Annotated in this window: 18 protein-coding genes; 1 reads left to right on the top strand and 17 read right to left on the bottom strand. The window is 72.8% G+C overall.

The window, feature by feature from the left end:
- Window positions 1-95 precede the first annotated feature (95 nt).
- The 8 genes from truA to infA form a co-directional block, all read right to left on the bottom strand.
- Window positions 96-965: a tRNA pseudouridine(38-40) synthase TruA gene (gene truA, locus H6H00_RS12335; protein ID WP_185722376.1), complete on the bottom strand. Its 870-nt coding sequence runs from the start codon at window positions 963-965 to the stop codon at window positions 96-98.
- Entirely contained in the window at window positions 962-1,765 is an 804-nt protein-coding gene (gene rplQ, locus H6H00_RS12330; protein WP_185721403.1) for a 50S ribosomal protein L17, read from the bottom strand. The genes truA and rplQ overlap by 4 nt, the downstream gene beginning before the upstream one ends.
- Window positions 1,766-1,767: 2 nt before the next feature.
- A complete protein-coding gene (locus H6H00_RS12325; protein ID WP_141278894.1) occupies window positions 1,768-2,814 on the bottom strand; it encodes a DNA-directed RNA polymerase subunit alpha in 1,047 nt (348 codons plus the stop codon).
- Between the two features lie 93 nt (window positions 2,815-2,907).
- Window positions 2,908-3,513 carry a 30S ribosomal protein S4 gene (rpsD, locus tag H6H00_RS12320; RefSeq protein WP_185721402.1) on the bottom strand — a complete coding sequence of 202 codons (606 nt, stop codon included), beginning with the start codon at window positions 3,511-3,513 and terminating at the stop codon, window positions 2,908-2,910.
- Between the two features lie 19 nt (window positions 3,514-3,532).
- Window positions 3,533-3,940 (bottom strand): 30S ribosomal protein S11, encoded by a 408-nt coding sequence (gene rpsK, locus H6H00_RS12315; protein WP_141278890.1) that lies wholly within the window; start codon window positions 3,938-3,940, stop codon window positions 3,533-3,535.
- On the bottom strand, window positions 3,940-4,320 hold the full coding sequence (rpsM, locus tag H6H00_RS12310; protein WP_185721401.1) for a 30S ribosomal protein S13: 381 nt from the start codon (window positions 4,318-4,320) through the stop codon (window positions 3,940-3,942). The genes rpsK and rpsM overlap by 1 nt, the downstream gene beginning before the upstream one ends.
- Before the next feature lie 173 nt (window positions 4,321-4,493).
- A complete protein-coding gene (gene rpmJ, locus H6H00_RS12305; RefSeq protein WP_010148647.1) occupies window positions 4,494-4,607 on the bottom strand; it encodes a 50S ribosomal protein L36 in 114 nt (37 codons plus the stop codon).
- A gap of 27 nt (window positions 4,608-4,634) precedes the next feature.
- Window positions 4,635-4,856: a translation initiation factor IF-1 gene (gene infA / locus H6H00_RS12300; RefSeq protein WP_028929190.1), complete on the bottom strand. Its 222-nt coding sequence runs from the start codon at window positions 4,854-4,856 to the stop codon at window positions 4,635-4,637.
- A 223-nt stretch (window positions 4,857-5,079) separates the two neighbouring features.
- Here infA and H6H00_RS12295 point away from each other — a divergent pair, with 223 nt between their 5' ends.
- Window positions 5,080-6,384 carry an MFS transporter gene (locus H6H00_RS12295; protein WP_379539771.1) on the top strand — a complete coding sequence of 435 codons (1,305 nt, stop codon included), beginning with the start codon at window positions 5,080-5,082 and terminating at the stop codon, window positions 6,382-6,384.
- On the opposite strand, the gene H6H00_RS12290 is transcribed toward H6H00_RS12295, so the two are convergent.
- The 9 genes from H6H00_RS12290 to secY all read right to left on the bottom strand — a co-directional run bounded on the left by H6H00_RS12290 (window position 6,347) and on the right by secY (window position 16,837).
- Window positions 6,347-7,057, bottom strand: a complete 711-nt coding sequence (locus H6H00_RS12290) for a class I SAM-dependent methyltransferase (protein ID WP_185721400.1) — start codon at window positions 7,055-7,057, stop codon at window positions 6,347-6,349. The genes H6H00_RS12295 and H6H00_RS12290 overlap by 38 nt on opposite strands.
- Before the next feature lie 4 nt (window positions 7,058-7,061).
- Window positions 7,062-8,570 carry a DUF4139 domain-containing protein gene (locus H6H00_RS12285; protein WP_185721399.1) on the bottom strand — a complete coding sequence of 503 codons (1,509 nt, stop codon included), beginning with the start codon at window positions 8,568-8,570 and terminating at the stop codon, window positions 7,062-7,064.
- 19 nt (window positions 8,571-8,589) lie between these two features.
- Window positions 8,590-11,163: a PEP/pyruvate-binding domain-containing protein gene (locus H6H00_RS12280; protein ID WP_221775862.1), complete on the bottom strand. Its 2,574-nt coding sequence runs from the start codon at window positions 11,161-11,163 to the stop codon at window positions 8,590-8,592.
- Between the two features lie 26 nt (window positions 11,164-11,189).
- Window positions 11,190-12,572, bottom strand: coding sequence for an NAD(P)(+) transhydrogenase (Re/Si-specific) subunit beta (locus H6H00_RS12275; RefSeq protein ID WP_185721398.1), 1,383 nt, complete (start codon window positions 12,570-12,572; stop codon window positions 11,190-11,192).
- Window positions 12,572-12,922 carry an NAD(P) transhydrogenase subunit alpha part 2 gene (locus tag H6H00_RS12270; RefSeq protein WP_185721397.1) on the bottom strand — a complete coding sequence of 117 codons (351 nt, stop codon included), beginning with the start codon at window positions 12,920-12,922 and terminating at the stop codon, window positions 12,572-12,574. Before H6H00_RS12270 ends, H6H00_RS12275 begins: the two co-directional genes overlap by 1 nt.
- Window positions 12,922-14,019, bottom strand: coding sequence for a Re/Si-specific NAD(P)(+) transhydrogenase subunit alpha (locus H6H00_RS12265; RefSeq protein ID WP_185721396.1), 1,098 nt, complete (start codon window positions 14,017-14,019; stop codon window positions 12,922-12,924). Before H6H00_RS12265 ends, H6H00_RS12270 begins: the two co-directional genes overlap by 1 nt.
- 89 nt (window positions 14,020-14,108) lie before the next feature.
- Window positions 14,109-14,897, bottom strand: a complete 789-nt coding sequence (gene map / locus H6H00_RS12260) for a type I methionyl aminopeptidase (protein ID WP_255425707.1) — start codon at window positions 14,895-14,897, stop codon at window positions 14,109-14,111.
- Between the two features lie 29 nt (window positions 14,898-14,926).
- Complete coding sequence (locus H6H00_RS12255) at window positions 14,927-15,475, bottom strand: adenylate kinase (protein WP_185721394.1); 549 nt, start codon at window positions 15,473-15,475, stop codon at window positions 14,927-14,929.
- A 45-nt stretch (window positions 15,476-15,520) separates the two neighbouring features.
- Window positions 15,521-16,837, bottom strand: a complete 1,317-nt coding sequence (gene secY, locus H6H00_RS12250) for a preprotein translocase subunit SecY (RefSeq protein WP_185721393.1) — start codon at window positions 16,835-16,837, stop codon at window positions 15,521-15,523.
- Between the last annotated feature and the right edge of the window lie 4 nt (window positions 16,838-16,841).

Raw genomic sequence — 16,841 nt, 5'->3', positions numbered from 1 at the left:
CCTCCGCAGGTCGGTGGCCCGACGCTACGACCGCCCCCGCCGCCCGCGGAACCACCGCGGCGGCATCGGTAACCCAGAGTTGACGACGCGCGGGATCAGCTCGGGCCCGGCACCCGCACCCGCCGCGTCCGCTCCGCCCGGGCCTCCAGGTCGGCGTCGGGCGGGTAGTCCACCGCCACCAGCGTCAGGCCGTGGGCCGGGGCCACCGGCACCTCGCTCGCCCGCTCCCCGCGCAGCAGCAGGGTGGCGGGCCAGTCCACCGCCCGCCGCCCGCGCCCGACGTCCAGCAGAGCCCCGACGAGGCTGCGCACCATCGAGTGGCAGAACGCGTCGGCCGCGACCGCCGCGGTGACGACGCCGTCGGCGTCCGGCGTCCAGCGCAGCTCCTGCAGCGCCCGGACGGTGGTGGCGCCCTCGCGGCGCTTGCAGAACGCGGCGAAGTCGTGCTCGCCGAGCAGCAGCACCGACGCGGCGTTCACGGCGTCGACGTCGACCGGGTGCGGCCACGAGACGGTGTCGCGGGCCCGCAGCGGGTCGGCCCCGTGCGGCGCCGTGGCGACGCGGTAGCGGTAGTGCCGGCGCAGCGCCCCGAACCGGGCGTCGAACGCCTCCGGCACCGCGGTGACGGCGCGGACCCGGACGTCCGGGGGCAGCAGCCGGGCGAGGCGGCGCACCAGCCACGCGGTGTCGAGGTCGGCGGGCAGGTCGGCGTGCGCGACCTGCCCGGTGGCGTGCACCCCGGCGTCGGTCCGCCCGGCCACCGTGACGGCGACGGGCGCGCGCAGGACCGTCGAGAGCGCGTCGACGAGCACCCCGCAGACGGTCCGCAGCCCGGGCTGCATCGCCCAGCCGGAGAAGTCGGTGCCGTCGTAGGCGAGGTCGACGCGGCAGCGTTGCCACGAAGACGGCCCGAGCCCGCCGTCCGGGGGGACGGCGGGCTCGGGCGGGTGGAGCGGGTCGCTCAGGACTCGTCCTTCTGCTGCGACTTCGGCAGGGAGAACCCGGCGGCCTCCGCGGCCTCGGCGCTGGCGAACCAGACCTCGGCGACGGTGTTGTCGTAGAACCGCGTACCCGGCAGGTGGTAGAGCATCGAGTCGGCGTTGCCCTTGATCTCGAAGCCCTCCGGTGCCTGGTCCACGTCCTCCAGCGGGGCGTGGCTGCCCTCGCCGTAGGGCGCGTCGGCGGAGTCGGCGGCCTCCTGGGCGACCTCGGCCGCCTCGAGCGCCTTCTCCTGGGTCTCGCTGCCCTCGGGGGCCTCGGCGGCGGCGTCGAGCGCCTTCTCCGAAGCCTCCTCGGCCGCCTCGGCGGCCGGCGTGGTGGCGGTCTCCTCCGCGTCGGCCGGAGCCGTGGACGCGGCCTGCTGCGAGGCCGCGGCCCGGCGGGCGCGGTTCGCCTCGTCGGTGACCGTCTTCTGCTGGACCAGCTCGATCACGGCCATGGGGGCGTTGTCGCCCTTGCGCGGCAGCGTCTTGGTGATCCGGGTGTAGCCGCCCTGGCGGTCGGCGAAGAACGGGCCGATCTCGGCGAGCAGGCGGTGCACGACCGTCTTGTCGCGGATGACCTTCTGGATCTCGCGACGGTTGTGCAGGTCGCCGACCTTGGCCTTGGTGATCAGACGCTCGGCGTACGGGCGCAGCTTGCGCGCCTTGGCCTCGGTCGTCGAGATCCGGCCGTGTTCGAACAGCGATGTGGCCAGGTTCGCCAGGATGTGCCGCTGGTGCGCGGGCGAACCGCCGAGGCGGGCCCCCTTGGTGGGCTGAGGCATCGCTACAGCTGCTCCGTTTCTGCGTAGTCCTGGCCGTCGTCGCCGAACGGCTGGTCGGCGTCGTAGGTGTCGGAGCCGTACTCGGCGGCGGCGGCCGACGGGTCGAATCCGGGCGGGCTGTCCTTGAGCGCGAGCCCGAGGCCGACGAGCTTCATCTTGACCTCGTCGATCGACTTCGCACCGAAGTTGCGGATGTCGAGCAGGTCGGCCTCACTGCGGCCGACGAGCTCGCCCACGGTGTGGATGCCCTCGCGCTTGAGGCAGTTGTAGGAGCGGACCGTGAGGTCGAGCTCCTCGATCGGCATCGCGAAGGCCGCGATGGTGTCGGCCTCCTGCGGCGACGGGCCGATCTCGATGCCCTCGGCGTCGACGTTCAGCTCGCGGGCGAGCCCGAACAGCTCGACGAGCGTCTTGCCGGCCGAGGCCAGCGCGTCGCGGGGGGTGATCGAGGGCTTCGTCTCGACGTCGAGCACCAGCTTGTCGAAGTCGGTGCGCTGCTCGACGCGGGTGGCCTCGACCTTGTAGGTCACCTTGAGGACCGGCGAGTAGATCGAGTCGACCGGGATGCGGCCGATCTCGGCGCCGGTGGCCTTGTTCTGCATGGCCGGGACGTAGCCGCGACCCCGCTCGACGACGAGCTCCACCTCGAGGCGGCCCTTGTCGTTGAGCGTGGCGATGTGCAGGTCCGGGTTGTGCACGGTGACGCCAGCGGGCGGGACGATGTCGCCCGCGGTGACCGGGCCGGGGCCCTGCTTGCGCAGGTACATCGTGACCGGCTCGTCCTCCTCGGAGGACACGACCAGCTCCTTGAGGTTCAGGATGATGTCGGTGACGTCCTCCTTCACCCCCGGGACGGTGGTGAACTCGTGGAGCACGCCGTCGATGCGGATGCTGGTGACCGCCGCGCCCGGGATGGACGACAGCAGCGTGCGCCGGAGCGAGTTGCCCAGCGTGTAGCCGAAACCGGGCTCCAGCGGCTCGATGACGAACCGGGAGCGGGTGTCGACGACCGAGTCCTCGGCCAGGGTGGGGCGCTGAGAGATCAGCATGGGATGGGGCCTCCTTCAGGCTCCACGGCAACCGCTATTTGATGCCGCGGCAAACCCCCGCCGCCTCCCTGCGGCGGCGGGGGTGTCGGGCTGCTACTTGGAGTAGAGCTCGACGATCAGCTGCTCGGTGACCTGCGTGTCGATCTGCGCACGCTCGGGCAACTGGTGGACCAGGATGCGCAGGTTCGAGGGGACGACCTGCAGCCATGCCGGAACCGGACGGTCGCCGAGGAGCTCCTTGGCGATGATGAACGGGTCCGTGTTGATCGACTTCGGCTTGACGTCGATCACGTCGTACTGGGAGACGCGGTAGCTCGGGATGTCGACCTTCTGGCCGTTGACCAGGAAGTGGCCGTGGTTCACGAGCTGGCGGGCCATGCGCCGGGTGCGGGCGAGGCCCGCGCGGTACACGACGTTGTCCAGGCGCGCCTCGAGGATCTGCAGCAGGTTGTCGCCGGTCTTGCCCTGGCGACGGTTGGCCTCCTCGTAGTAGCGGCGGAACTGCTTCTCCAGCACGCCGTACGCGAAACGGGCCTTCTGCTTCTCCTGCATCTGCAGGAGGTACTCGGTCTCCTTGATCCGGATCCGGCCGTGCTGGCCGGGCGGGTAGGGACGACGCTCGAACGCCTGGTCGCCGCCGACGAGGTCGACCTTGAGCCGGCGGGACTTGCGGGTCATGGGTCCGGTGTAACGAGCCATGTTCTGTTACTCCCTTTCCCTAGACCCGGCGCCGCTTGGGCGGCCGGCAGCCGTTGTGCGGCTGGGGGGTGACGTCGGAGATGGTGCCCACCTCGAGGCCGGCGGCCTGGAGGGAACGGATCGCGGTCTCGCGGCCGGAGCCGGGGCCCTTGACGAACACGTCGACCTTCTTCATGCCGTGCTCGGCGGCCTTGCGGGCGCAGCTCTCCGCGGCCATCTGGGCGGCGAACGGCGTGGACTTGCGCGAGCCCTTGAAACCGACGTGGCCCGCGGAGGCCCACGCGATCACGGCACCGGTCGGGTCGGTGATCGACACGATGGTGTTGTTGAAGGTGCTCTTGATGTGCGCGTGCCCGTGCGCGACGTTCTTCTTCTCCTTGCGACGGACCTTCTTGGGTCCGGCCTGCTGGCGAGTGCGGGGCGGCATTACTTCTTACCTGCCTTCTTCTTGCCGGCGACCGTCTTCTTCGGTCCCTTGCGGCCGCGGGCGTTGGTCTTGGTGCGCTGGCCACGCACCGGCAGACCCCGGCGGTGCCGGATCCCCTGGTAGCAGCCGATCTCGATCTTGCGGCGGATGTCGGCCTGCACCTCGCGGCGCAGGTCACCCTCGACCCGCAGGTTCTCCTCGATGTACGTGCGGAGCTTGGCGAGGTCCTCGTCGGTCAGGTCCTTCGAGCGCAGGTCGCGGTCGATGCCCGTGGCGGCGAGGATCTCCAGGGAGCGGGTACGACCGATCCCGAAGATGTAGGTGAGCGCGATCTCCATCCGCTTGTCGCGGGGGAGGTCGACGCCGGAAAGACGTGCCATGCGGCGGTTTCTCCTGTCGATGCCGTGTCCAGGTCTGCCCGACGCCCGTCCCGGAGCCGCTGGTGTTCCGGGCCCCGGCCTGGTTCCGGGGGTGGGTTGCGCCCGTGTGGCGCGGTAGGTGCGTCGGGTTCCTCTGTGTTGCTGCGTCCTGTGGACGAAGAGACTGCGGGTGATCAGCCCTGACGCTGCTTGTGACGCAGGTTCTCGCAGATCACCATGACCCGGCCGTGACGGCGGATCACCTTGCACTTGTCGCAGATCTTCTTGACGCTCGGCTGGACCTTCACGTCCGTCGCTCTCTCAGTTGTTGTCGGTCACTTGTAGCGGTAGACGATGCGGCCGCGGGTGAGGTCGTACGGAGACAGCTCCACGACGACCCGGTCCTCGGGGAGGATCCGGATGTAGTGCTGCCGCATCTTGCCGCTGATGTGGGCGAGTACCCGGTGTCCGTTCTCCAGCTCCACGCGGAACATCGCGTTCGGCAGGGGTTCGACGACCCGGCCCTCGACTTCGATCGCCCCGTCCTTCTTGGCCATGTCCTCCGCGATCCGTGACAGTTGTGTGCGTACTCTCGGTGGTCGTACAGGAGCGTCGTCGAACCGGGACCGCGAGGCCCTGACAGGCACGACGGAACCGGCGCACAGACGCGCCGAAAGACCAGTGTACGACGCTTGCAGAGGGCCCCTCGCATGGGGTACAAGCCCGCCGGAACCGCCTTGACCCTTCCCGTGCGGGAGGGGTGAGCTTGGCCCCGTGAGCATCGAGCAGCCCGGCGCCCGCCTCCCCCGCACCCTGCCCCGGCCGCTGCGCCCGTTCCGCCACCGCGACTACCGGATGCTCGCCGCGTCGATCGGGTTCTCGCTGTTCGCGAGCGGGTTGTGGCTGGTCGCGATCGTGTACCAGGTCATAGCGCTGGGCGGCGGCCCGTCGGAGCTGTCCCTGGTGGCCGCCGCGGCCAGCCTCGGGCTGGTGCTCAGCGTGCTGGTCGGCGGCGTCGCGGCCGACCGGCTGCCGCGCCGCCTGGTGCTGATCACCGTGGAGGTCGTGCGGATCGTGGCGGCGGGCACCGCGGCGGCACTGGCGCTGTCCGGGGTGATGCAGCTCTGGCACCTGACGGTGATCGCGTTCGTGGTGGGCTCGGCCGAGGCCTTCTTCTTCCCCGCCTACTCCGCGGTGCTGCCCACGATGCTGCCCGCCGAGGAGCTCCTGGCCGCCAACGGCGTGGAGGGCATGCTGCGCCCGATCGCCCAGCAGGCGCTCGGACCCGCGCTGGCCGGGCTGCTGGTCGGCGCGTTCGTGCCCGGCGCCGCACTGCTCGGTGCCGCCGTCGGCTACGTGCTCGCGCTGCTCCCGCTGCTGACGATCCGGCTGCTCCCGACCGCCCCGGCGGCCGACGGGTCCTCCGCGCTCGGCGACCTGCGCGAGGGCTTCTCCTACTTCCTGCGCACCGGGTGGCTGTTCGCGACGCTGGCCTTCGCGATCCTGCTGGTGCTGGTGATCATCGGCCCGATCGAGGTGCTCGTACCGTTCGCCGTGCGCGACCAGACCGGCGCGGGCCCGTCCGGGTACGCGTTCGTGCTCGGGTCCTACGGCGTCGGCGGGGTCGTCGGCTCGCTCGTCGCCTCGGCGGGCCGGCTGCCCCGCCGCTACCTCACCTGGATGCTGCTGCTGTGGGGCGCCGGGTGCGCGCCGCTGGCCGTGCTCGGCCTGACCGACCGGCTGTGGGTCATGGGCGCCGCCGCGTTCGTCGTCGGCGTCACGGGGGCGGCCGCCCAGGTCATCTGGGGCACCCTGCTGCAGCGCCGGGTGCCGCCGCACCTGCTGGGACGGGTGTCGAGCCTCGACTTCTTCGTCTCGCTCGCCCTGATGCCGGTGTCGATGGCGCTCGCCGGCCCCGTCGGCGACGCGCTGGGCCTGCCGGTCACGTTCGTGCTGGTCGGCGCGATCCCGGTGTTCCTCGCGATCGCGGCGATCCTCGGCTGGCGCCTCCACCGCGACGAGGTCGCCCACCCGCTCGACGCCCCGGTCAGCTCCGCGCCGACGTCGCCGGCTCCGGCATCGTGAACCACAGCATCGGGTTGCGGGTCGTCCCCCGCGCCCCGGTGAGCCCGAGCTCCTCGCGCACCGCCGCGAGCCGCGCGAACACCCCCGGTGCCCGCCGCCGCGACGCCGTGAACCCGTCGACGCCGTGCTCGCGCATCCACCGCAGCAGCACCGCGCCCTCGGTGAACGGCAGGACCCGCCGCCCGTGGTGCACGTCGTGCACGCTCACCGGGATCCCGGCGGGCACGAGCGGGAACAGCTCCGCGAGGAACCACCGCGCGAACGACGCGGTGTGCGCCGCGTCGACGAACAGGTAGCCGGCCGCGCGCGGCACGTCCGCGAGCCGCTCGCGCACGTCGCCGTGCACGAACGTCCACCGGTCCTGCGCCAGCTCGCGCGGGACGGTGCGGCGCACGTTGTCGATGCGGTCGAACGAGTGCAGGTGCCCGGATCCGTTGTCGCGCAGCGCCTGCAGGATCCAGGTCGTCGACCAGCCGTGGAACGTGCCCAGCTCCATCACGTGCGCCGGGCGGGCGTCGCGCAGGAGCAGGTAGGTGACCTCGGCCTCGACGTCGTCGAGCTGCGGGGTCATCGACGGCGTGGCCTCGCGGAACGCGCGCTGCCGGGCGACCACGGCGGACAGGTCGGCGGCGTGGGTGCGGTAGAGCGCCACCACCCCGTCCAGATCGATCATGCGGTCAACGGTAGCCGGTGACCCCGACGTCCTTCGGATGCTCCACCCCGTACCGCACGGAGACCTCCCAGCGGCCGCCCGGCGGGATCCGCGCGACCCACTCGCAGCGGCCCAGCTCGTCGCGCTCGGCCGGCTCGGGCACCAGCTCGACCTCGACGACCTTCACCTCCGCCGCGCGCGACACCGGGAGCCGGTCCCGCACCACCACGCGCGCCTCGGCGGGCCGGTGGTTGGTGACCGTGGTGCGCCAGCGCTGCACCGCGCCCCGCTGCGCACCGAACCGCGCCCGGTGCGCGGTGCGCGACTCCAGCTCGCGCTCCACCACCACCCGGTCGTCGACGCCCAGCGCGAGCTCGATCCCGCCGTCGGGCGCGGTGGTCTCCAGCGCCGTCGTGCCGACGTAGGCGTCGGCCAGGAACGTCGACACCGGCCCGGCCGGCAGCACGTGCCCGCTCGGGTTGACGAGCGTGGCCCGCAGGTGCGCGTCGGGACCCAGCACGGGGACGGCGAGGTGGTCGAGGCGGGCGTCGGCCCGCACCGTCGTGACCGTCGTGCGGTGCGGGGTGCCGTCGGCGGCGACCGCGGTGGGCCGGGCGAGCCGCCAGGTGCCCGCCGCGAGCCCCTCCTCGGGGACGGCCTCCACCGCCTTGCCCCGCAGCAGCGGGGCCGCGGGCACCGCCCCGGCGGCCATCGCGATCTCCGGCCGCGGCCGGGCGAGGTCGATCCACCACGGCTCCAGCTCGGGCAGCGTCGTGGTGACCGAGGGCCGGGCCGTCGACAGGGTCAGCTCGCACGCCGGCCAGTCCTCCCCGGTCTCCTGGACGACCATCCCGAACCAGGTGAGCGTGACGCGGCCGTCGTCGTCGAGGCGGGCGTCGTAGGCCGACGTCCAGCTCGCGCCGTCGACCACGTAGGTCAGCTCGACGTCGACGTCGCCCGCCGCGTCGGCCTCGATCCCGATCACCGCCTCGCGCCGGGTGCGGGCGGAGCCGCGCAGCCGGTCGAGCTCGGCGCGGGCTGCGGTGAGCCGGTGCCCGGCGTCGACCCGGGCCTCGGCGTGGGCGCGGCGGGCCGCTGCGACCTCGGTGATCTGCGCGGCCACCGCCGCCCCGATCTCCCCCGCCCGGGCCGGCTCGGCCGACCCGTCGGCCAGCGCGGCTGCGAGCCGGTCGCCGCTGCGCAGCGCGAGCCGGCGCAGCAGGTCCTCGCGGGCGGACTCGCCCGCGTCGGCCCCGTCGACGGCCGCGAGCGCGCGCTCCGCGTCGCGCACCGCGGCCTCCGCGGCCCGCACGCGGTCGTCGGGCACCTCCGCGAGGTCGCGCCGGAGCACGTCGACGCCGACGACCCGGGCCCCGCCCGCCACCGCGCGCACCGAGTCCGGCAGCAGCGTGGGCGGGAGGTCGGCGACGACGAGATCGGTCCGCCCGGCCGCGACGGCCGCCCGGGCGCGCCGCGTCACGCGGGCGCGGCGGGGGTGCACGGTGACGGCGACGATCGGGGCCGGGAGGTCCATGGACCGCACCGTAGCGCCGTCAGCGGCGCAGGCGACGGACGATCAGCCCGGCGACGACGGCCGCCGCCACCCACCCCGGCCACCGCCGGGGGACGGCGGGCTCCGCGGCGGCGGGCTCGTCGAGCAGCGTCACGGTGCCGGCGTCCCCGTCGACCCGCACCGGCTGCCCGGTCCGGATCCGGCCGGTCGCCGACCCCGTGCCGAGCACCGCCGGGATGCCGTACTCACGGGCGACGATCGACCCGTGGCTCAGCGGCCCGCCGATGTCGGTGACGACGGCGGCGGCCATCGCGAACAGCGGCGTCCACGCGGGGGTGGTGATGCGGGCGACGAGCACCTCGCCCGGTACGAGGTCGGCGAAGTCGCCCGGCCCGTCGAGGACGCGGGCCCGGGCCGTCACCTGCCCCGCGCTCGCGCCGGTGCCGCGGACGACCGGGCCGGTCTGCACGCCCTCGCGGCCCGGCATCACCGCCCCGAGCAGGCGGCTCATCCAGGGCCGCTCGGGCAGCAGCTGCGGCGGGGTGGCCCGGCGCTGCCCGCGCCAGACCATCCGCCGCGCGTCGACGTCGGCCCGGTGGTCGGCGCGCACGCCGTCGACGTAGCCGCGCAGCTCGGCGTGCCGCAGCCAGAACACGTCGTCGGCGTCGGCCACCACCCCGTCGTCGACGAGCCGGCGCCCGAGCTCGCGCAGCATCCGGCGCATCGCGGGCCAGGCCAGCCCGACGTCGGCCAGCGCGTCCTCGCGCACCGGCCCGGTGCGCTGCGCGGCGGCGAGCAGCCGGTCGAACAGCGCGCGCCGCAGCGGGTCGAGCCGGGCCCGGGTGACGCGGGTCAGCTCGTCGCGCAGCGCGGCCGCGCGGCGCTGCCGCTCGTAGGGGTCGGTGCCCCCGCCGTCGGCGAAGAACCGGATCGTCGCGTGCAGCGGCCCGGGGTCGTCTGCGGGGACGGGGCTCGCGAAGTCCAGGTTGTAGACGGTGTGCCCGAACGCGGCGAGGTGGGCGCGGAACCGCTCGTCCCAGGCGGCGTCGCGCGGGGCGTGCGCGAGGTCGTAGAGGGACGTCTCGGCCTGCAGCGGACGGCTGTCGAAACCCACGAGGAACGTCGACGCGGCCGGGTCGCCGGCGCGGCGCACGAGCGCGTCGTAGAACGCGGCGAACACGATCTCCGACCCAGCCGCGAGCGGGATGATCGACTGCACCGCCGTGTAGTACCGCGTGCCCGCGTCGAGCAGGGCGCCCACGCCGTCGAGGATCTCGGCGCCGGTGAGCCCGGCCGGGTCGCGACCGGACCACGCGCGCACCTCGGCGACGTAGGCGGGGTGCGACCGCTCCCGCCACCCGTCGACGCCGCCGCGCAGCTCACCGGCGCCGCGCCCGAGCAGCGCCCGCCCGGCCTGCGGCGTGCGCAGCAGCATCCGGATCAGTCCGGTGTTGCGGTAGAAGTAGTACGCGTAGCCGTTGACGGTGGGGAACGACAGGTCACCGTCGCGCAGCGGGGCGCCGAACGCGGTCGCCATGAGCGCGCCGAGCGAGCGGCTCACCGAGCCGTCGACCAGGTCGGCGAACAGCGGCGTCAGGGGGTCGGGCAGCTGTTCGACGATGCTCGCGCGGAAGTACGTGCCGCCCGGGTGGGGCACCGGCCAGCTCGTCGGCACGTCGCCGGTCGGCTCCGGCAGCGCGGTGATCGGCCGGGCCTGGACGACGTGGAACGCCCCGTCGGCGTCGCGCGCCCACTCGACGTCCTGGGGCGAGCCGAACAGCCCGGCGATCCGGACGCCGAGCGCCACCAGCTCGGCCGCCGCGGCGTCGTCGAGCACCGCCGTCCGGCGCCGGTTCTCCGGCACCGGGTCCTCGCGCGTCCCGGTCGCGGTGGCGACCGTCATCACCGCCTTGTCGGCCACCGTCCGGCTGACGACGGCGCCGGTGGCCGTGTCGACGACGAGGTCGTCGGTGCTCACCGTGCCACCGACGACCGACTCACCCAGCCCCCACGCCGCGCTCACCGCCGCCCGGTCGCGACGCCCGCTGGCCGGGTCGGCGGTGAACAGGACGCCCGACGAGCGCGCCGCGACCATCCGCTGCACCACGACGGCCAGGCTCACCGACCCCGGGTCGACGCCCGCGCGGGCGCGGTAGGCCATCGCCCGCGCGGTCCACAGCGAGGCCCAGCAGTCGCGGACGGCCGCGAGCACCGCGTCGGCCCCGGTGCGGTGCAGGTAGGTGTCCTGCTGCCCGGCGGAGCTGGCGCCCTCGAGGTCCTCCACGGTGGCCGAGGAGCGGACCGCGACCGGACCGCCGCCGAGGTCGGCGTAGGCCCGCACCACCGCGTCGGCCACGGGTCCGGTCAGCGGGTGCCCGGCGAACAGCGCCCCGATCCGGTCGGCCGCGTCGGGCTCCCCGGCCCGGGCCAGCGCCACCACCTCGGCCCCGATCCCCGCGTCGGCCACGAAGGCGGCGTAGGCCGGGGTGGGGACCACGAAACCGGGCGGCACCGGCAGCCCGGCCCGCATCAGCTCGCCGAGGTTCGCGCCCTTGCCACCGGCCAGCGCGACGTCGGCGCGTCCGACGTCGGCGAGGGCGAGCACGGCCACCACGCGGGCGACCGTACTCCCCCCGACCGCTACAGCGCCTTGAGCTCCTCGGTGACCTCCGCGACCGACTTCTTCGCGTCACCGAACAGCATCGAGGTGTTGTCGGCGTAGAACAGCGGGTTGTCGATGCCGGCGAAGCCGCTGCTCATCGAGCGCTTGAGCACGATGACCGAGTGGCTCTGGTCGACGTTGAGGATCGGCATCCCGTAGATCGGGCTCGACGAGTCCGACCGCGCCGCCGGGTTGGTGACGTCGTTCGCCCCGATCACCAGCGTGACGTCGGTGCGGGAGAACTCGTCGTTGATGTCGTCCATCTCCTTGAGCGCGTCGTAGGAGACGTCGGCCTCGGCGAGCAGGACGTTCATGTGCCCCGGCATGCGCCCGGCGACGGGGTGGATGGCGTACTTGACCTCGACGCCCTTCGCCTCGAGCAGCTTCGCCATGTCCTTGACGGCGTGCTGCGCCTGCGCGACGGCGAGCCCGTAGCCGGGCACCACGATCACCGACGACGCGTACGCCATCTGGACCGCGGCGTCGGCCGCGGACGTCGACTTCACGGTGCGGTCGACGCCGTCGTCGGCGCCGGGCACCAGCGTGGTTCCGCCGAACCCGCCCGCGACGATCGCCGGGATCGTGCGGTTCATCGCCACGGCCATCTGGTTGGTCAGGATCGAGCCCGACGCCCCGACGATCATGCCCGCGACAATCATCGCGGTGTTGTCGAGCGCGAGGCCGGCCGCCGCCGCCGAGAGGCCGGTGAGCGCGTTGAGCAGCGAGATGACGACCGGCATGTCGGCGCCGCCGATGGGCAGCACCACGAGCACGCCGAGCACCGCCGCGACCACCAGCAGCCCGATGATCCAGATCTCGGCCGCCCCGCCCAGCCCGGCCACGACGGCGCACGCGATCGCGCCGGCCAGCAGCAGCAGGTTGACGAACTGCTGCGCGCGGCCGAGCCCGATCGGGCGGCCGGGGAGGATCTCCTGCAGCTTGCCGTAGGCGATGATCGAGCCCCAGAACGAGACCGAGCCGATGATCGCCGCGAACAGCGACGCGACGATCACGTAGGTCGGCTCGCCGGAGAACGACTCCGTGGTGCGGAACTCCGACCACGCGATCAGCGCCACCGCGCCACCGCCGACGCCGTTGAACAGCGCGACCATCTGCGGGATCGCCGTCATCTGCACCTTCTGGGCCGACGGCACGCCCAGGACCGTGCCGATCACGAGCCCGACGATGATCAGGATCCAGTTGTGCGTGACGGTGAGCAGCGTGGCGACCACGGCGATCGTCATGCCGACCGCGGCGATCTTGTTGCCGCGCACCGCCGTCTTCGGGCCGGTGAGCCCCATCAGGCCGTAGATGAACAGGCCGAAGGCGATGATGTAGAGGACCGGGATCAGCACGTCCATCAGGAGTCGCCCTTCTTCTGCACGGGCTTGGCCTTGAACATGCCGAGCATCCGGTCGGTGACCAGGAATCCGCCGATCACGTTGATCATGCCGAAGGCGATCGCGACCACCAGGATGATCGCGTCGCCGACGGAGGGGTTCTCCAGCCGGCCGAGCACGATCAGGCCGCCGAGCAGCACGATGCCGTGGATGGCGTTCGTGCCCGACATGAGCGGCGTGTGCAGCGTGTTGGGCACCTTCGAGATCACCGCGAAGCCGACGAAGCCGGCCAGGACGAGGATCGCGATGTTGGCGAGCAGGCCCGACGAGCCCGCCTCGGCCGCGTCGGCGGCCAGTACGGCGACGTCCATCAGCTCTCCTCCCGGGTGACGCAGGACTTCGCGAGCACCTCGTCGTCGAAGTCGGGCGCCAGCGCGCCCTCCTTGTCGAGCATCAGCTCCAGCAGCGCGGAGACGTTGCGCGCGTAGAGCTCCGAGGCGTGCTCGGGCATCGTCGCGGGCAGGTTGAGCGGCGAGGCGATCGTGACGTCGTGCTTGACGACGACCTCGCCCGGCTCGGTGAGCTCGCAGTTGCCGCCGCTCTCCCCCGCCATGTCGACGACGACGCTGCCCGGCCGCATGCCCTCCACCGCCTTCGCGGTGACCAGCGTGGGGGCCTTGCGCCCCGGCACGTTCGCGGTGGTGATCACGACGTCGAAGCCGGTGATCGCCTCCTCGAGCCGCTTCTGCTGCTCGGTGCGCTCGTCGTCGGTGAGCTCGCGGGCGTAGCCGCCCTCGCCGACCGCCTCGATCCCGAGGTCGAGCCACTGCGCGCCGAGGGACTTCACCTGGTCGGCGACCTCGGGACGCACGTCGTAGCCGGTGGTGCGGGCGCCGAGCCGCTTCGCGGTGGCCAGCGCCTGGAGCCCGGCGACGCCCACCCCGAGGATCAGGGCCTGGGCGGGCTTCACGGTGCCCGCCGCCGTGGTCAGCATCGGGAAGAAGCGCGTGGAGCGCTCGGCCGCGAGCAGCACGGCCTTGTACCCGGCCACGTTGCCCTGGGACGAGAGCGCGTCCATCGACTGGGCGCGGGAGATGCGCGGGATGGCCTCCATCGCGAACGCCACCACGCCGGCGGCCTTCAGCGCGGCCAGCGACTCGGGTGCGGTGCGCGGGGCGAGGAAGCCGATGAGCGTGGCGCCGGACCGGAGCCGCCCGATCTCCTCGGTGCTCGGCGGCGCCACCTTGACCACGACGTCGGACGACCACGGGTCGCCGATCGTGGCCCCGGCCGCGACGTAGAGGTCGTCGGGGATCAGGGCACCGAGCCCGGCGCCGGACTCGACGACGATCCCGACGCCCCTGGCGACGAGCTTCTCCACCACCTTGGGGACCAGCGCGACCCGGCGCTCCCCCGCTCCGGACTCGCGGGGCACACCGACGGTGGTGCCCCCGTTTGCTGCAGTCATGGCGGGAACCTAGCCCAGTGACCCGACCACCGGACCCGCCGTGTGATCAGTGTTGGGCCGGTTCGTGCGGCTCGACCGATTCAGTCCCGTCAGGGGAGCGTGAGGATCCGCGGCCCGTCGTCGGTGATCGCGACGCTGTGCTCCCAGTGCACCGCGCGGCTGCCGTCGGCGGTGACGACGGTCCAGCCGTCGGCCAGCTCGAGGGTCTCCGGGTCGCCGCCGGTGAGCATCGGCTCCACCGCCAGCGCCATGCCGGGGCGCAGGCGCGGGCCCTGTCCGGGCTCGCCGTGGTTGGGCAGGAACGGGTCCATGTGCATCGACGTGCCGATCCCGTGACCGCCGTACTCGGCGACGATCCCGTACTCGACGCCGTCGCGGGTCCCGGCCTCCTCGCACGCCACCTGCACCGCGTGCGAGATGTCGGAGAGCCGCCCGCCGGGCACCACCGCGGCGATCCCGGCGTGCAGGGCGGCCTCGCAGGCCGCCGACAGCTTGAGGTCGGCCTCGGCGACGGACCCGACGGCGATCGTCACCGCGGCGTCGCCGTGCCAGCCGTCGAGGATCGCCCCGCAGTCGACGGAGATCAGGTCGCCGTCGGCGAGCACGGTGCCTGCCGACGGGATGCCGTGCACGATCTGCTCGTTCACCGACGCGCAGATCGACGCCGGGAACCCGTGGTAGCCGAGGAAGGAGGGCACGGCGCCGCCGTCGCGGATGGTCTGCTCGGCCAGCGCGTCGAGCTCACCGCTGCTGACGCCCGGCTTGGCCAGCGCGGTGACCGCCGCCAGCGTGCGGGCGACGAGCGCGCCGGAGGCCCGCATGGCCTCCAGCTCACCCGCCGTCTTCAGCTCGATGTCCCGGCCGCGCAGCCTCGCCACGAGACCGCGAACGCCGCCGCGCCCCCGGCTCACGACGCCGGGAGGGCGTCGAAGACCCGGTCGGTGATCTCCTCGACGGAGCCCACGGCGTCGACGCTGACCAGGCGGTCGGCGTAGTACTCGAGCAGGGGCGCGGTGTCGTCGCGGTAGACCTGCTGGCGGCGCCGGATGACGTCCTCGGTGTCGTCGCTGCGGCCGCGCCCGGTGAGGCGCTCCACGACCACCTCGTCGGACACGGAGAACTCCACGACCGCGTCGAGCTCCAGACCCTGGTCCTTGAGCAGCCCGGCCAGCGACTCGGCCTGCGGCGCGGTCCGTGGGAAGCCGTCGAGGATGAACCCCTTCGCGGCGTCGGGCTCCGTGAGGCGCTCGCGGACCATGGCGACGGTGACCTCGTCGGGCACCAGGTCGCCTGCGTCCATGTAGCGCTTCGCCTCGATGCCGAGCGGGGTCTCCTCCTTGAGGTTCGCCCGGAACAGGTCACCGGTGGAGATGTGCGGGACGTCGAGGCGCTCCGCCATCCGCTCCGCCTGAGTTCCCTTGCCCGCGCCCGGCGGTCCGACCAGAACGAGTCGCACGTGAACCCGCCTTCCCCAGTTGTTCTACAGGTTGTCGATGCGACGTTAGCGCAGGAAGCCCTCGTAGTTGCGCTGCATGAGCTGGCTCTCGATCTGCTTCACGGTGTCGAGCCCCACTCCGACCATGATCAGCACCGCGGTGCCGCCGAAGGGGAAGTTCTGGTTCTGACCCGAACCGGTGATGCCGAGGAAGAAGTTCGGGAGCACCGCGATGAGGCCGAGGTAGAGCGATCCCGGCAGGGTGATGCGGGAGAGCACGAAGTTCAGGTACTCCGCAGTGGGCCGTCCCGGACGGATGCCGGGGATGAACCCGCCGAACTTCTTCATCTCGTCGGCCCGCTCGTCGGGGTTGAACGTGATCCCGACGTAGAAGTACGTGAAGAAGATGATCAGCGCGACGTACAGCAGGATGTGCACCGGATTGGACTGGTCGACCAGGTAGGTCTGGACGAACTGCTGCACCGCCCCGGACTCGGTGCCGACGAGCTGCGAGATCAGCTGCGGCAGGTACAGCAGCGAGGACCCGAAGATGACCGGGATGACGCCGGCCTGGTTCACCTTGAGCGGGAGGTAGGTCGACGTGCCGCCGTACATCCGGCGCCCGACCATCCGCTTCGCGTACTGGACCGGGATGCGTCGCTGCCCCTGCTCGACGAACACGACGCTCGCGATGATCGCCAGACCGAAGACGCAGACCCCGGCGAAGATCAGCGGCCCGCCCTCGGGGTTGTTGAGGATGTTGGCGCCCTCGGCCGGGATCCGCGCCGCGATCGAGGCGAAGATCAGCAGCGACATGCCGTTGCCGACGCCCCGCTCGGTGACCTGCTCGCCCAGCCACATGATCACCGCGGTGCCCGCCGTCATGACGACGACGATCAGGGCGAGGTCGAAGACGCTGTTGCCCGGGATGATGTCCTGCGTGCAGCCCTGGAACAGCTGCCCGCGGTCGGCCAGCGCGACGATGCCCGTGGCCTGGAGGATGCCCAGCGCGATCGTGAGGTAGCGGGTGTACTGGGTCAGCTTGGCCTGGCCCGACTGCCCTTCCTTCTTCAGCTGCTCGAACCGCGGGATGACCACGGTGAGCAGCTGCACGATGATGCTCGACGTGATGTAGGGCATGATGCCCAGCGCGAAGATCGAGAGCTGGAGCAGCGCCCCGCCGGAGAACAGGTTGATCAGCGAGTAGACGCTGGAGTTCGCCCCGCCCGAGACGTCGGCGATGCACTGCTGCACGGCGGGGTACGACACGCCGGGCGACGGGATGGTGGCACCGAGCCGGTAGACCGCGACGATCCCGAGAGTGAAGAGGATCTTCTTCCGGAGATCCGGCGTGGTCAGTGCCGACCGGAAAGCGCTGAGCACTGGT

Source organism: Pseudonocardia petroleophila, from assembly GCF_014235185.1.
Classification (GTDB): Bacteria; Actinomycetota; Actinomycetes; order Mycobacteriales; family Pseudonocardiaceae; genus Pseudonocardia; species Pseudonocardia petroleophila.
This window is presented reverse-complemented; position numbering and strand designations above follow the sequence as displayed.